General features: G+C 31.6%; 21 protein-coding genes and 1 tRNA gene. 10 read left to right on the top strand and 12 right to left on the bottom strand.

Translation table 11 applies throughout. The features are described from left to right. Window positions 1–40: 40 nt before the first annotated feature. Genes BM161_RS06645 through BM161_RS06605 form a run of 9 tightly spaced genes read left to right on the top strand, consistent with a single transcriptional unit; the run spans window position 41 to window position 11,817 of the window. A complete protein-coding gene (locus BM161_RS06645; RefSeq protein WP_074931230.1) occupies window positions 41–307 on the top strand; it encodes a helix-turn-helix domain-containing protein in 267 nt (88 codons plus the stop codon). Between the two features lie 47 nt (window positions 308–354). Next, window positions 355–1,926, top strand: coding sequence for a type I restriction-modification system subunit M (locus BM161_RS06640; protein ID WP_074931229.1), 1,572 nt, complete (start codon window positions 355–357; stop codon window positions 1,924–1,926). After that, a complete protein-coding gene (locus BM161_RS06635; protein WP_074931228.1) occupies window positions 1,926–3,104 on the top strand; it encodes a restriction endonuclease subunit S in 1,179 nt (392 codons plus the stop codon). The genes BM161_RS06640 and BM161_RS06635 overlap by 1 nt, the downstream gene beginning before the upstream one ends. Window positions 3,105–3,106: 2 nt before the next feature. Then, window positions 3,107–3,955 carry a DUF5677 domain-containing protein gene (locus BM161_RS06630; RefSeq protein WP_074931227.1) on the top strand — a complete coding sequence of 283 codons (849 nt, stop codon included), beginning with the start codon at window positions 3,107–3,109 and terminating at the stop codon, window positions 3,953–3,955. Beyond that, complete coding sequence (locus BM161_RS06625; RefSeq protein WP_074931226.1) at window positions 3,948–7,055, top strand: type I restriction endonuclease subunit R; 3,108 nt, start codon at window positions 3,948–3,950, stop codon at window positions 7,053–7,055. The genes BM161_RS06630 and BM161_RS06625 overlap by 8 nt, the downstream gene beginning before the upstream one ends. Before the next feature lie 16 nt (window positions 7,056–7,071). Further along, window positions 7,072–8,034 carry a hypothetical protein gene (locus BM161_RS06620; RefSeq protein ID WP_143090509.1) on the top strand — a complete coding sequence of 321 codons (963 nt, stop codon included), beginning with the start codon at window positions 7,072–7,074 and terminating at the stop codon, window positions 8,032–8,034. Window positions 8,035–8,047: 13 nt separating this feature from the next. Then, window positions 8,048–9,220, top strand: coding sequence for a PDDEXK-like family protein (locus tag BM161_RS06615; RefSeq protein WP_074931224.1), 1,173 nt, complete (start codon window positions 8,048–8,050; stop codon window positions 9,218–9,220). A 14-nt stretch (window positions 9,221–9,234) separates the two neighbouring features. Next, window positions 9,235–9,684, top strand: coding sequence for a hypothetical protein (locus BM161_RS06610; protein WP_074931223.1), 450 nt, complete (start codon window positions 9,235–9,237; stop codon window positions 9,682–9,684). 21 nt (window positions 9,685–9,705) lie between these two features. Continuing rightward, window positions 9,706–11,817: a KAP family P-loop NTPase fold protein gene (locus BM161_RS06605; RefSeq protein WP_074931222.1), complete on the top strand. Its 2,112-nt coding sequence runs from the start codon at window positions 9,706–9,708 to the stop codon at window positions 11,815–11,817. Here the strand turns inward: BM161_RS06605 and BM161_RS06600 are convergent. From BM161_RS06600 to BM161_RS06565, 7 genes are all read right to left on the bottom strand, one after another. After that, window positions 11,799–11,871 (bottom strand) — tRNA-Ala (locus BM161_RS06600). The two genes, BM161_RS06605 and BM161_RS06600, sit on opposite strands and share 19 nt — an antisense overlap. Before the next feature lie 384 nt (window positions 11,872–12,255). After that, window positions 12,256–12,489, bottom strand: coding sequence for a hypothetical protein (locus tag BM161_RS06595; protein WP_074931221.1), 234 nt, complete (start codon window positions 12,487–12,489; stop codon window positions 12,256–12,258). Window positions 12,490–12,630: 141 nt separating this feature from the next. Next, the gene (locus BM161_RS06590) at window positions 12,631–12,975 is read right to left on the bottom strand and encodes an HU family DNA-binding protein (protein WP_177206214.1); all 345 of its coding nucleotides are present in this window, start codon (window positions 12,973–12,975) and stop codon (window positions 12,631–12,633) included. Window positions 12,976–13,389: 414 nt separating this feature from the next. Beyond that, window positions 13,390–14,409, bottom strand: coding sequence for a hypothetical protein (locus tag BM161_RS14355; protein ID WP_074931219.1), 1,020 nt, complete (start codon window positions 14,407–14,409; stop codon window positions 13,390–13,392). Next, entirely contained in the window at window positions 14,406–15,104 is a 699-nt protein-coding gene (locus tag BM161_RS06580; protein WP_074931218.1) for a hypothetical protein, read from the bottom strand. Before BM161_RS06580 ends, BM161_RS14355 begins: the two co-directional genes overlap by 4 nt. 29 nt (window positions 15,105–15,133) lie before the next feature. After that, window positions 15,134–15,580 (bottom strand): DNA replication protein, encoded by a 447-nt coding sequence (locus tag BM161_RS06575; RefSeq protein ID WP_143090507.1) that lies wholly within the window; start codon window positions 15,578–15,580, stop codon window positions 15,134–15,136. A gap of 166 nt (window positions 15,581–15,746) precedes the next feature. Beyond that, window positions 15,747–16,136 carry a hypothetical protein gene (locus tag BM161_RS06565; RefSeq protein WP_074931215.1) on the bottom strand — a complete coding sequence of 130 codons (390 nt, stop codon included), beginning with the start codon at window positions 16,134–16,136 and terminating at the stop codon, window positions 15,747–15,749. 214 nt (window positions 16,137–16,350) lie between these two features. Here BM161_RS06565 and BM161_RS06560 point away from each other — a divergent pair, with 214 nt between their 5' ends. After that, window positions 16,351–16,974 (top strand): helix-turn-helix domain-containing protein, encoded by a 624-nt coding sequence (locus BM161_RS06560; RefSeq protein WP_074931214.1) that lies wholly within the window; start codon window positions 16,351–16,353, stop codon window positions 16,972–16,974. A 264-nt stretch (window positions 16,975–17,238) separates the two neighbouring features. Here BM161_RS06560 and mtaB read toward each other — a convergent pair whose 3' ends face one another. From mtaB to BM161_RS06535, 5 genes are read right to left on the bottom strand one after another with little or no spacing between them, the layout of a single operon-like run. Then, window positions 17,239–18,672, bottom strand: coding sequence for a tRNA (N(6)-L-threonylcarbamoyladenosine(37)-C(2))-methylthiotransferase MtaB (gene mtaB, locus BM161_RS06555; RefSeq protein ID WP_074931213.1), 1,434 nt, complete (start codon window positions 18,670–18,672; stop codon window positions 17,239–17,241). A 6-nt stretch (window positions 18,673–18,678) separates the two neighbouring features. After that, a complete protein-coding gene (locus BM161_RS06550) occupies window positions 18,679–19,311 on the bottom strand; it encodes a tetratricopeptide repeat protein (protein ID WP_074931212.1) in 633 nt (210 codons plus the stop codon). Beyond that, window positions 19,301–19,675 (bottom strand): bactofilin family protein, encoded by a 375-nt coding sequence (locus tag BM161_RS06545; RefSeq protein WP_074931211.1) that lies wholly within the window; start codon window positions 19,673–19,675, stop codon window positions 19,301–19,303. The genes BM161_RS06550 and BM161_RS06545 overlap by 11 nt, the downstream gene beginning before the upstream one ends. A gap of 60 nt (window positions 19,676–19,735) precedes the next feature. Further along, a complete protein-coding gene (rfbB, locus tag BM161_RS06540) occupies window positions 19,736–20,869 on the bottom strand; it encodes a dTDP-glucose 4,6-dehydratase (protein ID WP_074931210.1) in 1,134 nt (377 codons plus the stop codon). 24 nt (window positions 20,870–20,893) lie between these two features. After that, window positions 20,894–21,550: an RluA family pseudouridine synthase gene (locus BM161_RS06535; RefSeq protein WP_244882720.1), complete on the bottom strand. Its 657-nt coding sequence runs from the start codon at window positions 21,548–21,550 to the stop codon at window positions 20,894–20,896. Between the last annotated feature and the right edge of the window lie 14 nt (window positions 21,551–21,564).

Below are 21,564 nucleotides of genomic sequence, written 5' to 3'. Positions count from 1 at the left end.
ATGTCGAAATAAATATATTTATGTGTTAAAATAGATTTATATGGATTTCATGAATAATGTTTTAAATGAGTTGCAAAAAAACAATATGACTCAGATTGAGCTTTGTGATGCAATAGGTATTTCTATCAATACTTTTAGAGGTTGGGTATCTAAGAAAGTGCAGCCACCTGTTGATATTGCTTATAAGATTTCAAAGGAATTGAATACAACTGTGGATCAGTTGGTTTCAGGAAAGCCCGAGCATCCTGCAGAAAAGAAATTGAACGAAGTAAAACAGCAGCTTAATAGCATTATAGGTTCAATCTAATAAACAACAAAATTATATAATTTCAAATAATTGTTTTGAGGCAATAAATGGATAACAAAAAAGAAACGGAAAGAGCAGAACTCCACCGTACAATCTGGGGAATTGCAAACGACCTTCGTGGCAGCGTAGATGGCTGGGATTTTAAGCAGTATGTTCTTGGAATGCTCTTTTACAGATATATTTCAGAAAACCTTGACCGCTATATTTCTAAAGGCGAAATTGAAGCAGGCAACAAAGTTTTTAGTTATGCAAAGCTTTCAGATAAAGAAGCTCTTACAGCAAAAGATGATATTGTAAAAGAAAAAGGATTCTTTATTCTTCCTTCAAAGCTTTTTGGAAACGTTCTTGAAAGAGCAAATAAAGATAAAAAAGACCTTAACGAAAAGCTCGAAAAAATCTTTAAGGAAATAGAAGCCTCTGCAACAGGTACAGAAAGTGAAGATGATTTCAAAGGCCTTTTTGATGATATCGATGTAAACTCAAACAAGCTTGGTGCAACAGTAGATAAGCGAAACGAAATGCTTGTAAAACTTATGAACGGTATTGCAAGCATGAATCTTGGAAACTCAGATTATTCAGATAATTCTATTGATGCCTTTGGTGATGCTTACGAATACCTTATGGGTATGTATGCTTCCAATGCAGGAAAGTCTGGTGGTGAATATTACACACCTCAGGAAGTTTCTGAGCTTCTTACAAAAATCACAATTGTTGGTAAAAAGACTGTAAACAAAGTTTACGACCCAGCCTGTGGTTCAGGCTCTCTTCTTTTGAAGTTTGCAAAAATCTTGGGTGCAGACAATGTTCGTCTTGGCTTTTATGGCCAGGAAATAAATATAACAACTTACAACCTCTGCCGAATCAATATGTTCCTGCACGATGTAAGTTATGATAAGTTCAACATCAAACTTGGAGACACATTAACAGATCCAAAACACTGGGATGATGAACCTTTCGAGGCTATCGTTTCGAATCCGCCTTACTCAATTAAGTGGGAAGGTGATGATAATCCTATTCTTATAAACGACCAGCGCTTTAGTCCTGCAGGAGTTCTTGCTCCAAAAGGAAAAGCAGACCTTGCATTTATCATGCATTCTTTAAGCTGGCTTGCAACAAACGGAACTGCGGCTATTGTTTGTTTCCCTGGCATTATGTACCGTGGCGGTGCAGAACAGAAAATCAGAAAGTATCTTATTGATAACAACTACATAGACTGTATCATACAGCTGCCGGAAAATCTTTTCTTTGGGACAACTATTGCAACCTGTATTATGGTTCTTAAAAAAGGAAAAGCCGAAAACAAAACTCTCTTTATTGATGCATCAAAAGAATGTGTAAAGGCTCCGAATTCAAATAAGCTTACTGCGCAGAATATTGATAATATCCTGAAAGTTTTTACAGAACGAAAAGATAAAATTGATTACGTGAGCCGACTTGTAGATAATTCCGAAATTGCTCAGAATGAATATAATCTGACTGTTTCAAGTTATGTAGAAGCAGAAGATACAAGAGAAGTAATCGATATTCAAATTTTGAATAAAAAGATTGATGAAATTGTTGCAAAGGAAAATATACTCCGAACAGAGATAGATAAAATCATCAGGGAGATTGAAGGTTAATGAGTAAACTTGATGATTTAATAAAAGAGCTTTGCCCAAATGGTGTGGAATACAAAACACTTGGTGATATCGGTACATTTGAAAGAGGCAGAAGATTTGTTCATGCTGATGATAGAGAAGATGGTATACCGTGTATACACTATGGTGAGTTATATACGCATTATGGAGTTTATGCAAAAGAAGTAAAAACTCATATAAACTCTGAAATAACAACAAAACTTCGCTATGCGGAAAAAAATGATGTTATCATTGTTGCAGCTGGTGAAAACAAAATAGATATCGGAATTGCTGTTGCATGGTTAGGTGATGAAAAAGTAGCAATCCATGACGCTTGTTATATTTATCGACATAAACAAAATCCTGTATATCTTTCTTATATTTTTAGGACACATGAATACCATCAATTTCTTAAAAAATATGTAGCAGAAGGAAAAATTTGTTCCGTTTCATCTGATTCAATTTCAAAATATGAAATCCCTGTTCCCCCTCTTGAAGTGCAGAATGAAATTGTCCGTATCCTTGATAAATTCATTACGCTAAAAACAGAGTTAGAAACAGAATTAGAAGTTCGTCGCAAACAGTACGAATGGGCAAAACAACAATTACTTAATATAAAGAAAGAAAAATTATTTGAACTGCAAGAACTTTGCAATATTGAAAAAGGAAAAACTCCAATTCAGAAAGCAATTCCTGGAGAATACCCATTGGTTGTAACTACCGATAAAAGAAGTTCTTGTATAGATTATCAATTTGATTGTAAGGCCGTTTGTCTTTCTTTAGTATCTGCAAGAGGTCATGGAGTGGCACAAATTAGTAGAATATTTTATCAAGAAGGAAAATTTGCATTAGGAAATATTTTATGTGCCATGATTCCAAAAGATGAAAAAATTTTGAATGCAAAATATTTACAGTATTACTTATTTTATATGAAAGATATTCTTTTAACACCATTGATGAAAGGTGGTGCAAATGTAGCTTTACATATTAGTGATTTACAAAAAGTAAAAATACCTGTACCTACTCTAGAAGAACAACAACGCATTGTCTCGATCCTCAACCGCTTCGATTCTATCTGTAACGACATCACCACCGGTCTTCCTGCAGAAATCGAAGCACGTCATAAGCAGTACGAATATTATCGAGATAAGCTTTTAACTTTTAATCGTAAAGAGGGATAAGTATGGCTGTCTTCCAAGCATTGATAGATATAACAAATAAAGTTAGCAATTATGAAGATTCAAAAGAACTGCTTTTGAAGAAATTAGATAAATTTCTTGTAACATTCAAAAGTAATGAATTAAGGCTAACTAAGAAACAGAAGCAATATCATGATTACGATGAAATCATTCTGTTAATTGATTTTGCAAAAGATTTATGGGATGAAATAATTTTACCTAAAATCAAGAAAGACGATAAATGTGGAATTATATTAGGTAAAATGCTTGGAAGATTTCTTATGCAAACAAAAGAAACTCTATTTTTGTTATCTAATAATGTTGGCCTTTCTGCAATTTCTAATGTACGTTTGTTTATGGAATCTTTTGCAATAACTAAATATATACTTGATAAAGGTGATAACGAAGCAAAAAGATTTATGGATTTTGGATACTATCAGCAATTACTTGATAGGAAACTTCCCCTTACTCCAGAATTAATAAATGAATATGGGGAAAAAATTCCTGATAATAGTTTTTATTATATTCCTTATGGCTGGTGTTCAGAAGAAAAAATGAATGGAACAAAACTTATTGAAAGATTGAAATCTCCAATATTATTAGATTACTACCGACTAACTTGCAATTATATTCATGCATCACCATATTCTTTGATTGAAATATCAAATGCTGAAGATCACTTTTTCCCAATTCCATATGCTTTTTTAATTCGTATTACCCGAAGATGTTTATTTAATTTTATTAAATTAGTTTTATCTTACACTATGTCTGAAGAAGAACAACAACCATATTTAATTTTAATTTCAATGCTTTCACCTGAATTATTCAATAATGAGGAGAGCGAAAATGTATAACATAGTCTTAGAAACCAACGAAGCTACTGTTGTTACAGAATATACTCCAATAAGAAAACGTCGTGCAGATTACCAGAGCGAAGCAGAACTTGAAAAAACATTTATTCAGGATCTTGTTGAACAGGGCTATGAGTATCTTGAAATAAAAACAGAAGATGAGCTTGTAGAAAATTTAAAGGTAAAACTTGAAAAACTTAATCACATAACTTTTAGTGAAACTGAATGGCTTCGCTTTTACGGACAGTATCTTGCAAATCAAAATGAAGGAATTGAAGAAAAGACTTTTACAATTCAAAGTGATTATATAAAGGTTCTTGGACGTGATGATGGCTCTACAAAAAACATTTACCTTTTAGACAAAGAAAATATTCATAACAATTCTCTGCAGGTTATAAATCAATTTACTCCGGAAGGTGGCCGCTATGCCAACCGTTATGATGTTACAATTCTTGTAAACGGTCTTCCACTTGTTCACTGTGAATTAAAGCGGCGTGGTGTTAATATACGTGAAGCTTTTAATCAGATAAAACGATATCAGCGTGACAGCTTCTGGGCTGGTGCTGGACTGTTTCAGTTTATACAAATTTTTGTAATTTCTAATGGAACTAATACAAAATATTTTTCTAATACTACACGCGAAAATCATATTAAAGAAGTCTCTACAAAAAAAGGTAGTGGCAAAAAGACAAGTAACTCTTATGAGTTTACTTCTTACTGGGCAGATGCAAACAATAAGATTATTAATGACCTTGAAGATTTCGCCCGCACTTTCCTGGCAAAGCATACTATCTTAAATATTCTTACAAAGTATTGTGTGTTTGATACTTCTCATAATCTTTTGGTAATGCGACCATATCAGATTGCGGCTACTGAAAGAATATTGAACAAGATTATTATTTCAACAAATTATCATAAAGAAGGAACTATAGAAGCAGGCGGATTTGTCTGGCATACAACAGGTTCTGGTAAAACTCTTACATCTTTTAAAACCGCAATTCTTGCAAGTATGCTTGATTGCATAGATAAAGTTTTGTTTGTTGTTGACCGTAAAGACCTGGACTATCAGACAATGAAGGAATATGACCGCTTCCAAAAAGATGCTGCCAATTCAAATAAGTCTGTAGCTGTTCTTAAAAAACAACTGGAAGATGATAACTGTAAAATCATTATTACAACAATTCAAAAACTTGGAATTTTTATTAAGAGTAATAAAGGACATTCGATTTTCCAGAAACATCTTGTAATGATCTTTGATGAATGTCACCGCTCACAGTTCGGGGAACTTCACAAGGAAATTGTTAAGAACTTTAAGAAATTCCATCTGTTCGGTTTTACAGGAACTCCAATATTCCAGAAAAATGCAGGTGCAAATGGAGCTGGCGGTATTAGAACTACAGACCAGGCATTCGGTGAAAAGCTTCATACATACACAATTGTTGATGCAATTAACGACCATAACGTTCTTCCATTCCGTATTGATTATATTAAGACAATCAAAATGAAGGATGGAATCAAAGATAAAGATGTTGCGGCCATTGATAAGGAAAATGCTCTTTCTGCAAAGGAACGTATAGAACAGGTTGTTTCATACATCATTGAACACTTTGATCAGAAAACAAAACGAAATACCAACAGCGGGAAATATGACTTCAGAGCACTTACAAATATTAAAGAAGTTGCAAAAGCCCGCGACAGAAACAGCGTCCAGGAAGAAAAATCTCTGAAACATCTATCTGGCTTTAACTCAATGTTCTGCGTTCAGTCCATTGAAACTGCAATCAAATATTACAATGAATTCAAACGACAGTTTGCAGAACATCCAGAAGTAGACCTCAAAGTTGGAATGATTTACAGCTTTGGAGCAAACGAAGCTGAAGATGAAAACGGTTTTGTTGATGACGAAAACTCAGATGATACAAGCGGACTTGATGTTGTAAGTCGTGACTATCTTGAAAGTGCAATTAAAGATTACAATGCTTATTTCAAAACTGATTATGATACATCTGCAGACAAGTTCCAGAACTACTACAAAGATGTTTCTCTCCGAATGAAGAATAAAGAACTTGATATTCTGATTGTTGTAAATATGTTCCTTACAGGTTTTGATGCAACAACCTTGAATACTCTTTGGGTAGATAAGAACCTCAAAATGCACGGACTTATTCAGGCATACAGCCGTACTAACCGTATTTTGAATTCAATCAAAACCTTTGGAAACATTGTCTGCTTTAGAGATTTGTCAGAACAGACAGACGAAGCCATTGCCCTCTTTGGCGATAAAGATGCAAAGGGAACAATTCTCTTACGCAGCTTTGATGATTACTACAACGGCTTTACTGATGAAAAGAATAAATACCACAAAGGATATACAGAACTTGTTGATGAACTTCTTACTAAGTTCCCTCTGGATTCATTCAGAGAAAGTGTAATTACACAGGAAGCAAAGAAAGAGTTCGTAATGCTTTATGGTGCGATTCTTCGCATGCGAAATATCCTTACAACATTCGATCAGTTTGAGGGCGATAACCTACTACCGATAAATGACCTGCAGGATTACCAGAGCCATTATCTTGATATTCACTCAGAAATCAGACCAGGTGAAGAAGCCGAAAAAGAAAACATCAACGATGATATCGTCTTTGAAATGGAGCTCATTAAACAGGTCGACATCAACATTGATTACATTCTTATGCTCGTAGCAAAATACCATGAATCAAATTGCCAGGATGCAACTATTCTTGTGGACATCCGAAAAGCAATCGGCGGAAGTATTGAGCTTAGAAGTAAGAAGGACCTTATTGAAGACTTCATTTCAAAAATCAATACATCCACAGATATTCAGAAAGACTGGCTGGAATACATCAAGAAAAAGAAGGTTGAAGAACTTGCTGCCATCACAGAAGAATTAAAACTTAAACCTGAAGAAACAAAAGTCTTTATTGAAAATGCTTTCCGTGATGGAACATTGCGAACAACAGGAATTGATATCGATAAGATTCTTCCGCCTACATCACGTTTTGGTGGTGGAAATCGAAGTGAAGTTAAGAAAACTGTAATTCAAAGATTAACGGAATTCTTTGAGAGATATTTTGGAGTATAAAAAAAGGTATAAAAAAATGAAACGTATATTAAAGATTTTATTTTGCATATTAATTGGTATTATTTTATTACCAGCTGTTTTGTATTTTATTCCATTTCATGGAAATACTCTTTCAAGTGACAAGGAAACATGGAATACCTTTTCTTATGTATGGGGTGCTTCCTTAGGTACTGGAATAAGTGCTATTACCTTATTTATTCTTTTATTAGATAGAAAAAGTGATTCTTATGAAAAGAAAACAAATCAATTTATTGAATTCTTATTTAGGCAAAATGACATGATTACAAAGCATTTTGTCAGTGGCGGTTATACAGAATCACCGGTTGATGAAGTATTTATGAATTATAATAAAAATATTGTTGATTGTTATTTAAATTACACAGTGTTTAATTATTTAACAAATCAAAAATTAGCTAATTGTGAAAAAGATATTCAAGAATATATTTGTTTTGGTTATCAAATTTCGAGAAAAACAGATAAATCAATAGACGCTAATACCTTTGATAATGAATTATCAGATAATTGGAAAATGCAAAGTATAAAAAATGCTGTATTAAAAACATTTGATATAATAAACGATGAAGGAGATAAAGAAAAAACATTAATAGACACATCTTCAATTAGTAATAACTTTGATATTATTCAGAGATGTAATCTTCCATATAATCCTAAATTAATTAATGAACTACTAACAATAAAGAAAGATTCAAAAATAACATTTCCTTATTCGTTTTATAGTTTCTTGAATACAAGTAGATATACAATAAAACATTTAATTAATTATCCAGAAGGTTTAACAGTTTATTTTTCACAATTAACATTAGAACAAAAAATATTTATCGCATATGATATTAGTTCTTACCCTGACAATACTATTTTTAAGAAAATTATTAATACAAAAATTTTAAGAGAAGAATTATTAACAGACGAAGTTAGAGATAATGGATTATTAATTAATTATATATATAAATTAAAATAATTATGGAGATGAGATGAATAAAGATAATGAAACAGCAATAAAAGAATTTCTCCTTGATATAGATTGTTTAGAAGCTCTTTCGAAATGGTCCGAAAAGTTTAATCTTTTTGATGTTTTGAAAATTTCAAGAACTGAAATACGTCATAGTAATATGTTAGCTTGGTTTCTTAATCCTGATGAAAATCATGGATTCGGAGATAAAATATTAAAAGGTTTTGTACAGTTTGTAATAAAGAATAATTCTGATGATGAAGATATTTTCTCGACCCTTTTAATGGATTATCATGATTTTATTATTCAAAGAGAATGGCATAATATAGATATGCTTGCTATTTCAGATGAATCAAAATTTATTTTATGTATTGAAAATAAAATTGATTCAGGAGAACACGATGATCAATTAAATAGATATAGAAAAATAATTGAAGAGCATTATCCAAGTTATAAACAGTACTATATTTTTCTTTCTCCAAATGGAATTGAATCTAGTGAACCAGAATATTGGATACCAATGTCATACCAGGATGTACTTGATATTATTGAAAAAAATAAAAATCAGTTGGAAGTATCTTCTGATATTAAGATACTTGTTGAAAATTACATTGAAATCATAAAGAGGGATATTTTGAAAGACGAAGAATTAGCAAAAATATGTAGAGATATTTATTTTAAGCATCAGAAAGCTTTAGACTTAATATATGAAAATAGACCTGACAAAGCCTCTGGTTTATTTGAAATAATAACAAAATGGGCTGCAGAAAAAGAAGCTGAAAATAAAATAATTTTCTGTAGAGATTTTACAACTAAATCTATATCTCGTTTTAGAACAGAGAAAATGGATAAATTGATTCCAGAATCTGAAAAACCTAATAGTGGCTGGAAGTCAAAAAATCATTATTTTTATGAAATACAAAATAGTGAAGGAAAAGAAATTTCTATGAAGTTTGTTTTAAATTCAGATAATGCAACTCCTGAACAAAAAGAATTATTTGAAAAAATAAATAAAATTAGTCCTTCAAAAATGCAAAAAGAAAACTGGCAATGGCGAACACATTTCTCAACAGGTCGTATAAAAGATATTGAAGAGATTGACGAAGACGCTATAAAAACTCAGTTAGATAAATTATTGAATGAAATTTTAAAATTTGAAAATGATTTAATAATAAAAATAAATAATATGAATTAAATAAAGAGGTAAATATGAAAAAAGAAGAAAAAAAACTTAATGTAACAAATGAACAAGATAACAACTATTTATCAATTGAGGAAAATATAAATTATAAACAATTAGATGAACATCTTACTAATCTTGAAAAAAAAATTGATAAATTATTAGATGATAAAGTTAGCACAAAAGATATAATAAATATAACAAAAGAAACAATAAAAAAAGACGATAGAAAAAGAATTACTGTTTCTAAAGTTATAATTTGTATATTTTTTTTATTTATTATTGCTATATTTGCTGATGTATTATTTTACATTTTTAATAAATCAATGCAAATTCAAATTATAAATAAAAAGATAGAAGAAAACATTTTAACTGAATCTGAAATTAAAGAACTAAATACAAAAATTGAAGAAATGTATTCTGTGTTTAAGGAAAAAAAAGAAACTACAGGCAAAGAAAGTTCAGATCTTTCTGAATAATTATAATATGGAAAGTAAAAAATGGCAGAACAATTAATTCAAAATACACCAAGAAACTATATCGAAGATGATCTATTTAATTTTTCAAATTTTGTAGAATCCCTTTATGATTTATTAAATAATATTCATCCAGACAGAGGTTTTGTAGTTTCTTTAAACGGAGACTGGGGATCTGGAAAGTCTACAATAATAAATTTTCTAAAAGAAAAATGTGTAAAAAAGGGTAATGAATCAGATTTTTCTATAATAGATTTTTCCCCTTGGAATATTATTGATAAACAGACTTTACTAAAATCATATTTTATAACTTTACAAAATTGTTTATACAAAGAAGATAAAAATCTTAAGATAAGAAGAATGATAGAAGAATATTATTCTTTAATAATAGAAGGTATAAAATATATTTCAAAAAAAAATTTTATAATTGATTTTTTTCAAAAACTATGTTCAAATTTTTTTAATAAAAAATCAATTTTTGATATAAAAAATGAAATAATTAATTATTTAGAAAATAATTATAAAGGTAAAAAAATTGTAATCTGTATTGATGATTTAGATAGATTAACAGACGAAGAAATATGTATAGTATTAAAATTAATTAAAGAAATAGCAGATTTTCCAAAAATAATCTATTTAATCTCAATGGATAAAAATCACGTTATAAGTGCAATAAATTCTCACTATAAATATCAAGACACAAATAAAGCTTATAATTATTTAGAAAAATTTATTCAACTGGAACGACCTATTCCAATAATAAATAATTATGATTTTGAAAAAATAATTTATAATGAAATTAGAGATTTCATTGGAAATGAAAAATTTGAATATGAAAAATACTATTTTGATTTAGTATACAAAAAATGTTTTAGGAATAAAATTAATACACCAAGAAAACTTATTTTATTAATTAATCAATATAAAACAAGTTATAAACGAAATGAGTATTATGTAAATTTTGTTGACTACTTAGTTATTCTTTTTTTTCAATTATTTTATCCTGATTTTTATATTTTTATAAAAGAAAACAAAAAAATATTAACTAGCTTTGATTCTGGAATATCAGATGATAATAAGCAGAAAAATAAAGAATATTTTGATAGTAAATTAAAAAATATCACTTGTGGAACTAATTATGCAAAAGATGTATTAAGCTGTTTATTCCCGGATTTTGATTTAAATTGTGGTGTTGATAACACTTATGTTGATTTAGATGCCTTTATGAGAAATTTAATAAGGACTGAAGATTGGTTTGATTTTTACTTTGGAAAAATAGATTATCAGCTGGAAAATACACAAAAAATAATAGAATTTGTTACAGCTGACAATGAAAATAAAATATTAAATTACTTAAATAAATATTATAAAAAAGACAATAATATAATATCTAGAAAAATTGAATACTTATTATTCTGTTGGAAATATTTAGATTATAACTTAGACCCATTGAAAAATATTTTGCTTGGAATTTTAATATTTTTTAATGATAAACCAGAATACAAAGATTGGTATAAATTTCTTATAAAACCAATTCTAGATAGTTTAGATAGAGAAACCTTTGAAACACTAATACTACATATATTAATTGGATCAAATATTGTAAAAATTCATGAAACTTTTATATATTTGCTTACAACAGGTAATAATGAAATTATAAAAAAATGTATATCTGATAATATGTGTATTCAAATGTCACAATTATTTATTTCAAATATTATTGAAAGTAAAAAAAGCTTATCATATTCTTCTGCAAATGTTTTTGTTGCTTTACTATTAAAACATAATTTATATAAAGAATTAGAACAATATTTAAATGTTTATAAAGATCATTGTGTTTTTCTAATTTTTGAAATTTTCCAAAAATATGACACAAATATACAAATTAATTTAAATAATATACCAATTTTAAAATCAGAAGATTTTTGGAAGAGAATTTGTAACGGAAACTTACTGTTTATGAAATATTATGATAAAACTGTACTTTCATTTCTGAAATATGAAAAATACAATAATTTGGAATCTCTTTTTGGAGATTCATTAAAACTAACATTACAACAATATGTAAAAATTACAAATTTAAAAAGAATTACATATTATACAAAAAAAATAAAAAGTGGAGCTGATCGGACTTGAAACGACTACCTATACAATGCCATTGTAGCGCTCTACCAGGTGAGCTACAGCCCCTAAGATTTTTATAATGTATCATAAAGTTAGAAAAAATCCTATCGGTTATTAATCATATCTTCACACATTCAAACACATGGTTAATAGTGTTCAGTCTTACACTGTAAGCATGAGATTACAGGGTAAAGACTGCACCCTGACTGTGGCAAGAGACGGTGAATTTATTCCAATACCATACAGCTGTTTTTTTGCAATAGTTTTTTTGGATGATTTATTGTAAATTAACATACAGCGAGGAAACTGTAAGACAAACGTCAAAAGGCTACGTTCTGCCAAGCACCATTGGCATAAGAAACAGAAAAGAGTGTTATAGCCAAAAGTGCAAGGTTGCACTCATATAAATAACCAAGCATATTTGCAAGAAATGTTTGTCGAACAAACATTTTATTTGTTTAACTCATTTTGTAAGCTCATATTATTTGCCATAAATAATGCATTTAATATAATTGCTTCAGTATCTTCATCACTTAAATTATACTTAGCTGCAATTTGAAGAATCTTTACAAAAACTAAATCCTGAAGAGCAGGTTCATTTAAGTATTCATCCTTATGCTTTACACAGTATTTTACATCTTCTCTTGTTTGTAAAACTTTTTTCAAAGGATTTTCATTTGTCATTTTATAGCTCCTATAAAGAATCTTTTTCTATCTACAATAGTAGACTGTGAAAAATACATTGTCAATGTTTTAAGATGCAAGGTTGCACAAGAAAAATAAAAGAAAAAACTTCTTGAAATATTTTGTGCAACCTTGCACTTTTTATTTTGTGTTAGGATTTGAATTATCTGTTGAGTTTGGTTGTCTTTTGCTAATTATTCCGGTTTTTTTGCTCCAATTAAAAATAACTTTCTTCTTATTCTTAATTTGATATTCTTTACCGCCTATAATACATTTATCTTTTTTTATATCTTTAATGATGAATTTTCCAAACCCACGTATTTCAATTTCAATACCTCTCTCAAGACAATAATTAATGCTATAAATAAAAGCATTAACAACTGGAATTAAAATTTCATTTTTACTCAATTTGACATTATTTTTTTTTAAGTAATAATCCATAAAGGAAATTAAATTCTTTTTTATTATTTTTTTCTTTTTAGTCATGATCATAATAAACACCTCTATTAGTTATAAAATCTGTATACGCCATAAGTATTGGATAAATGCTGAACTTATGACCTGTACTGTAAACATACCCTCCGTTTGTCTACGGCATAAGTCTCGCATATACGCTAGACTTATAAAGTCTATGTATACGACCTTTATCTTGCTGTTAGTACATAAAAACTCAATTTTCATATACTTTTAGATATAAACTTGCCAAGTTCCTAAATTTATTGATTTTTCTCATAGTGCAAGGTTGCACTTTTATCAGATTCGTACTTTTTTACTAACCTGAACTCCTATAAACTTGATATATTCTGAAACTATACGGAGAGAGTTTGGAAGCTGATTACAAGTTTTTCAATTCAACATATAAACGGCGAAGTAATATTTCACCGTTTATATGTTAATGAATTACATAGCTTCTAATATATCAATTACTGTGTCGTCGAAAGTAATATCAGTTGCTTTTACTGAATCTGGAAAAGCATTAGTATCAAGAATCTCTGCAACTGATTTTCCTTTTGCTTTTTCTATAAGAGCATACTTTGCACCAATGAGTAGAATCTGTTTATCGGAAAGATGTTTAGAAAAACTTGTATCTTTTCGCTTAGCCACATCTGCATTTGCAGGCAATTTCTGTTGATTAGTTTGAATATCTTCTTTTATTGTAATTTGATTTGTTATTTCAGATTGACATTCGGGAAGATTTACTTCATTTGTTTCGGGCTGAACAGTTTGTTCTAACTCTGTTTCTGTAGGATCCTCAATAAGGTTTGCGGCACCAATTTCAGTTTGTTTTTTTTCAGCTTTCAAAAGTTCTTCATCATGTTTTTCTGTTTCTTTAATTTCTTGTTTTTTTATTTCGTTGTAGACTTGGTTTATCGAAGCTTCTCCATTGCGAATTTTATTGAGTTGTTCTTTAGTAGACTTAGAAAAAACTTCTTGAAGTTTGAAGATATGGCGTTTTGACTTTTGAAGTCTTTCGCTCATTTCTGCAGCAGTTAGCTTATGCCCATCAATTTCTTGTTGTCGAAGAAGTTCATAGGTTTTTAAAAGTTGAGAGTCCACACAGTTCCTCCTATTAAATTGTTCCTTCATGGAGTAGAGTACAGCTTCGTCTATACTCTTGAAGTTATGTATCTGCGCATATATAAAATCCAGCTCCAATTCCTTGGCGGCTGTGAAACGAGTGTATCCGTCGCAAAGCACAAAAACTTCTTTTTCATCAATGATCCATTTAAATATATGGACAGGGTGGGCTTTGGAAAATCCATTGATACGCATGTCATCTTTTATTCGATTTTTAACATCCATATCAATTCTAAATACATTTTGTAATTCTGGAATCTTCTTGATTTCAGCCGGATTGATTTTGATTATGTCTCCTTCTTTATATTTTTTGAAAAGACTTAAAAATATTACATGTTTCATAGATTTGCTCCTTGTGTTTTTGATTTTTGTAAAAATTGAGAAAAGTTTAATCCTACAAATTCCCAATGTTTATCAATTGTTTTCTGTGCATTTTCTAATTCAATCTCAGAAAAATCTCCTTTTGACATATCTAGAGGACAGACATCATCACAACCTGTAAGATCATGATATTCATTACATATTGGACAACGTTTCGGCCAATGTGATAAGGAGTTTTCTTCTGTACTTTTTGTATTATTCCGACTGTTAAAAAATCGAAGTAAAACATCTGGTCGAAAACATAAGTAAAAGAAAAGTTTTGCATCTACAATACTGTGGGTTATGTTTATATATTTATAGACATATTCACAATAATTTAGTTGGTCCGATATATCTTTGTTTTTTTCATAAAAGAAGTGTGTCAATTTCCGTTCAAAACGATCATCTATAGAACTTAAATTATGAGTATCTAAGAAGTAACGTAATGTCATTTTCGCTTGACTTAACTTACCTTTACTTTCCTTATCTATACTATCCTTATCTATACTATTCTGTGGCGCATTTTGAGCGCATTTTGCACTCATTTCGAGCTCATTTTGAGCACATTTTGCACTCATTTCGAGCTCATTTTGAGCACATTTTGCACTCATTTCGAGCTCATTTTGAGCGCATTTTGCACTCATTTTGAGCTCATTTTGAGCACATTTTGCACTCATTTTGAGCTCATTTTGAATACTATTCGAGTTCAGTTTTTTTTTAAATTATCTTCGATAGTTGTTATATCCGAAGAGGGTAATCCAGCAATGAAACCACGCTTAAACTGATAATCAAAAAGATTAATTCCTTTTCCACTAAGTGTATAAGCCTTTGTATCATCGATAAAAATTTTCTTCAGGTAGTCAATATAAGTAGTTGGAACATAATGGTTCTTATCGATTCTATTATGCTGACGCCAATGAGTAATTACGTATAGATAATCATCCAATATTAATACATAACCTTTCTCAATTAATGTTTTAAGATCTTCACTTCCAACTGGTAATTGTCGGATAAGAGTAATTACATTATCTACAAAACCATCGTCATCTGCATTAAGACACAAATGGAAATAAAGCAGTTGAGTAGCGCATGATAATTGTAGAAAGCAATCCCTACTTATAAGTGCTTTATTAATCATTCTACATCTAGCCATTCTGCACTCCTTGTTATTCGATTAGAAATGCAATGCTTTAGACCATGACTAGAAATAAGACAATTTTTGGTGTATAAAGAAATTGCATTTATGTTTTTGACGGCAATCATAAACATTTTGCTTGTGTCCTCTGAACTACAATTCAGAGGCACTTTTTTGTTTCTACTCATACAGATTCCTCCTTTTTTCCGTATTTCTTTAAGTATTTTTCACCTATACGACCTGTAAGTGGTACATGATATTTTTCTAAATATGGAATAATATCTTTGTCTGTTACATTAAGCCATTCCAGAATTAATTCAGACTTCCATCTACGGACACCACCCACAATTTCATAATTTGTATTCCCACACGGAATAAGTGCATAATTGGTGGAAATCGTCGTATAACTTTGCGAGTTTCCATACTTTAACTCGACCGCCTCTTTGAGACTAAAGAAACGTTGTTTAGATAAAGAATCGTTGCTCTTGGGCGTTGATTCTTTTAAATCTCGACTTAATTTCAGAATGAGAGACTCTAGTTCGTTAATTCGAGAAATAATTAGTTCATCATTCATTGATGACCTCCTTTAATAATTTATATGATGACTTGCAGTCGACGTAGCTGGTAATGAGACTGCCCCTTATCATCCGGCGATAACCTTGTATATCTTTTGTTATTAATACTATAACGTCATTATTGTTTTAAAGCAACAAAATTCTACAACAAAATAGAAAATAGTTTCTTATTTTTTTGTTAATATTTTTTGTTATATGATGTATACTAAATGTATGGAAATTAATGGAACCGATATTTATAAACGAATTATACAAATGATAGAACTTCACGGAATAAAGACCAATGATTTTTACGATAAGATAGGCATAACTAGACAAAACTTATCTAAATGGAAAGCTGGTAGTTTACCTTCTGCTGATGTTTTATTTTTGATAAAAGAAGAATTAAATGTTTCATTAGATTGGTTATTAACGGGAATAAATGAACAAGATACTTTGAGTCCAACAGAACCATATCGTATAGTTGATAGGATTGAAGCCTTATTAAAAAAAGATAACCCAAAACTGGAAGGATCTTGGATGCCTGGATTCTATGAACGTATTAAGGATATTGTAAAACCATATGAGTTAAATGACTGGAGAGATCACCGCCAGAATATTGATATTACAAAAATTACAAAAATTGCAGATAGATTAGGAGAGAGTGTACAATATTTAATTACAGGGGCTCATATCTCAAAAGCAGAATATACAGAAAAATATTTTGGTAATAAAGAAAGTGAAGATGCTAATTTCTATAGAACATTCTCATGTTTAGGAAAAGATAAAAAAGATATTTTAGAGCATATTGCAATTTTGTATTTTAATGAACAAATAAATCAGAATGAAAAGAAATAAATCATTGTTAATAAATTGTTAATGTTTTCAACAATCCCCACCAAAACATTGACATAAAAAGCCTTAAAAGGTATGTTTTAGGCAGTAAATAGTGACAAAACATAACAAATAGAACATATATGCCGTTTGGGACCAGGATGTCGGGGGTTCAAATCCCTCTTGCCCGATAAAAGACTCTCAATATCGAGAGTCTTTTTTATTTAACCACAGATTTCTTATCACCGAATTCCTTCGGTTGTCGCCTCGCTCTGTAATTTTTTGGAATTAAATAAACATTGCAGCGGCTTCTATGTCACCGCCTTTTTTGATTCTTTCGGAGAGGACGCCTGTGATTTTTATTTTTACCATTTGATTTGCAGGCATCTGATTTTCTGAGATTATTTCGCAGTGGATAAAATTATCTGTTACGGCGTGATAGATTATTCTTCCAGACTTTCCGCCGGCTGCAAGAGCTAACGGTCTTTTTACAGTTTCAAGAACAGCTTCATGTTCTGTATCTATAAAGCTTTCTACATATTTAATTTTCTGTGCAACAGCCCATTCAGTAATTCTTTTTGCTCGTTCTCCTGAAACTGACTGCGGAACCTTATTTTTCATAACTGCAGCGGCTGTACCAGGTCTTTCTGAATATGGAAAAGCATGTACCCAGGCAAAATCACACTCATTACAAAGCTTCATTGTCTGTTCAAAGTCTTCGTCTGTTTCGCCTGGAAAACCTGTAATAATATCACATGCAAGGAATGGATTTTTCTTTGCTTTCTTTAATCTGTTGCAGGCATCCAATACAGACTTAGCACTGTATGGTCGGTTCATTGCTTCAAGAATTTTTGAACTTCCGCTCTGAACTGAAATATGAAAATGAGGCTGTACCCTTTCATCTGAAATTACTCTGCAGAATTTTTCATCTACAACATCTGGATACAAACTTGAAATTCTAAAATGTATCTTTTTGGTATTCGCAAGTAGCAAAGCCAGAAGCTCTGTAAAGTTGTAATATTCACCTTTGTACTGAGCTTTGTATTGTCCTATGTTTACCGAAGTAAGAACTACTTCATCATGCCCTTTTTCTTCAAGCTCACGAACACGATCAATAGCAGACTGTACATCAAGAGAAACGCTGTGACCTCGTGCAATATGAATGGCACAAAAAGCACAGTTATTATTACAGCCGTCCTGAATCTTAAGGCTTGCTCTGCTGTGAGAAAGAAATGAAGAGGCAGATAATTTAAATGAATCTTCCGGGAAGCCTGGTTTTACCTGAGGCTGCGAAGTAACGTTATTCTTAATAACTTCTGCAAAATCAACAGCATTCCATTTGTTTTTGTTTTTGAAATCATTAAGTAATGAAGGAATTGCAGAAAGTCTGCTTTTCATCTGTCCGCCGATTGCACAAATTCTTGGATCTATAGCTTCAATTTCCTTTGCAGAAATCTGAGCGTAACAGCCAGTTACAATTATTAAAGCCTGTGGATATTTTTTGAGCATAAGGCGGATTAAGCGTCTTGCCTTTTGCTCTGCTTTTTGAGTAACTGTACATGTATTGATTATACCAATCAGAATCTGATTATTTGTTTCAGAAGAAGAAGTTAGGCCTTCCATGCCTACTGAAAAATCATCATCTGTAAAAAAACGGGCTGTAGCTTCACTTTCAATTTGATTCAGCCTGCAGCCCAGTGTTTCTATATGAATTTCACTCACGATATTCTATTGTAATTTTGCGTTTACGCGTTCTCTTCCGCGAGACGCATCTACAGAAGAAGAATTCAATCTTAATGCTTCATCATATGCAGCAACAGCTTCGTAATAATTTCCAGCCATTTCGCGTGCATAACCAAGTCTTACCCACCAGGTATCAAGAAGAGGTTCTTTTTTTACAGCAGAAGAAAGAGCAATATCTGCATGCTGATAACGTGCCTGACGGATAAAAATTTCACCCATGTAATAATAGGCTACACCTACTCTGGAACCGCTTTCCGGAGCACTGGCAACATATTTCTGGAACTGTGCCATTGCACCTGTATTTTTACCAAGATAATATTTTGCTTCACCAAGAACTTCAATAAGTCGTAAATCATAAGGACTTACTTCAAGACCTTCTGATGCACGCTCTTCTGCTTCTGCGTACTGCTTGTTTTTTACAAGAGCCCAGCACATTACAACATATGACTCAATACGGTTTGGATTATTAGCAAGCTCTTCTTCACAAACCTGAACAGCTTCACGATATTTTCCGTTATGATATAAAACAAGGGCATCCTGTTTTGCAGCTGTAGTCTGTGCAAACAGGCCTGTAAAAGACATCAAAAAAACAACACAAAAAACTATTTTATTTTTCATTTTCGCTTCTCACCATTGAACATTTTCCAGTAAAAATACAGCCAGGTTCGAGCACAACTTTACCAGTTGTAATATCACCATCAAGTGCACCTGAAGCAGTAATGAAAATCAGTTTATTACCAATTACATTTCCTTTTACTTTACCGCGAATAAGAACACGTTCTGCTGTAATATCAGCATTTACAACAGCATCAGAATCTATTACAAGATCACTTGTTGAATCTATTTTACCATTTACTTTTCCACGAATCATAAATGCTTTTTTCATTTTAATTGAACCGGTAAATGAAATGTCTTTTTCTACAATTGTATCAAAAGCTTCATCTTCCATGTCAAAAAAATCAGTATCTTTTACATCAAACATATTCTTAGTTTACCTTTTTACCTTGTTTTTATCAATAAATCCAAAACTGCAGTTTCAGTGTTAGCGGTTGGCGTAGTTCTTTTCAACCCACTGTTTATAAGAACCATTAAGGATATTATTAATCCATTCGCTGTTCTTAAGATACCACTTAACTGTTTCCAAAAGACCTTCTTCAAAAGTCATCTTTCTTTCCCAGCCAAGCTGAGTCTTAATTTTTGTACAGTCAATTGCATAACGCTTGTCGTGGCCAGGGCGGTCTTTAACGTAAGTAATTGTCTTTTCAACATCTTCAACCTTTTTACCAGTCTGAGCTGCAGTGAGTTCAATTACCTTATGAAGCAGTTTGATGTTCTGCCATTCATTTTCACCGCCAATATTGTATTTTTCACCAGTTACGCCCTTGTTTACAATGAGCCATACTGCGCGGTTGTGATCTTCTACATAAATCCAGTCGCGAATATTGTCGCCTTTTCCGTAAACAGGAAGATTCTTTCCATCACGGATATTGCTGATCATCAAAGGAAGAAGTTTTTCCGGGAACTGATATGGACCATAGTTATTTGTACAGTTTGAAAGTGTGATTGGAAGACCGTAAGTATGGAAATATGCCATTACAACGTGGTCAGACGAAGCCTTTGAAGATGAATAAGGACTTCTTGGATCATAAGGTGTATCCTCACGGAAATATCCTGTTTCTCCAAGAGAACCATAAACTTCATCAGTTGAGATATGATGGAAAAGAACATCGTCACGAAGGCTACCGTCTTCCTTCTTCCAGTAATTGCGGGCAACATCAAGCAGAGTGAATGTACCCATTACGTTTGTTTTCATAAAAGCTTCTGGACCAAGAATAGAACGGTCTACATGGCTTTCTGCAGCAAAGTGAATTACTGTATCAATATCATACTGCTTGAAAATACGCTCAATCTGAGGGCGGTCGCAGATATCAACTTTTTCAAAGAAATATCGGCGGTCTGCTTCTGCTACTCCGCTTCCAAACTTTGCTTCTATATCTGCAAGGCTTTCAAGGTTACCTGCATATGTAAGGCAGTCAACGTTTACTATTTTACCCGTGAAATTAGCATCATTAAAAAGATTTCCTTCTGCGGAAGATTGTCCAAAAAGATAATGAATGAAATTTGAACCGATGAATCCGGCTCCACCAGTGATAAGTATGTTTTGAAGTTTTCTCATATCTTCTATTATAGCATTATTTTATTAATTTTGGAAGGCAGAGAAATTCAAGGGATTTGGAATCTCGAAGATTCGTTCTTTTCCATCAAGTGGAACAGTAAGCCGTACGGCCGCAAGCTGAAGACGTTTTATACCGCAGGCTTTTTTGAGGATCTTGTTTACCTTAAAGTTTCCGTGCTGGTCATCTCCGGCAATCGGGCAGTTGTTTTTTGCAAGGTGAATACGAATCTGATGCATACGACCAGTTTCGAGAACCAGGCGTACTAAAGATAAATGAACAGATTTTATTTCAGAAGCCTCATTATCAATGGCAACATCAGTTTCCTGTTCTACCTGATAATGTGTAACAGCAGACTTCTGATCTCCATGCTGCACAATATCTTCATGAATTATACCTTTATTTGCAGGCATTTTTCCGGCACATAAAGCTAAATATTCTTTTTTTACGATTTTTGAACCGATAAGTTTTGTCCATTTTCCGGCAGCAACAGGATTTTTTGTAACTACCATAAGGCCTGCGGTGTCTTTATCAAGACGATGTACAAGATAAATTTTATATCCAACCTGCTCGGCAAAGTCCCGGTCTACAGAGTGAACAACCCCCTGCCCGCCTTGAACAGCAAGCCCTGCCGGTTTATTTATAATTATTATTTCGTCATTCTCATATATAATAGGAATCATATTCATCCGATAAT

Origin of the sequence: Treponema bryantii, assembly GCF_900113965.1 — a bacterium.
Lineage (GTDB): Bacteria > Spirochaetota > Spirochaetia > Treponematales > Treponemataceae > Treponema_D > Treponema_D bryantii_A.
The sequence above is the reverse complement of the archived record's forward strand: the minus strand, read 5'-3'. Positions and strand labels throughout refer to the sequence as shown.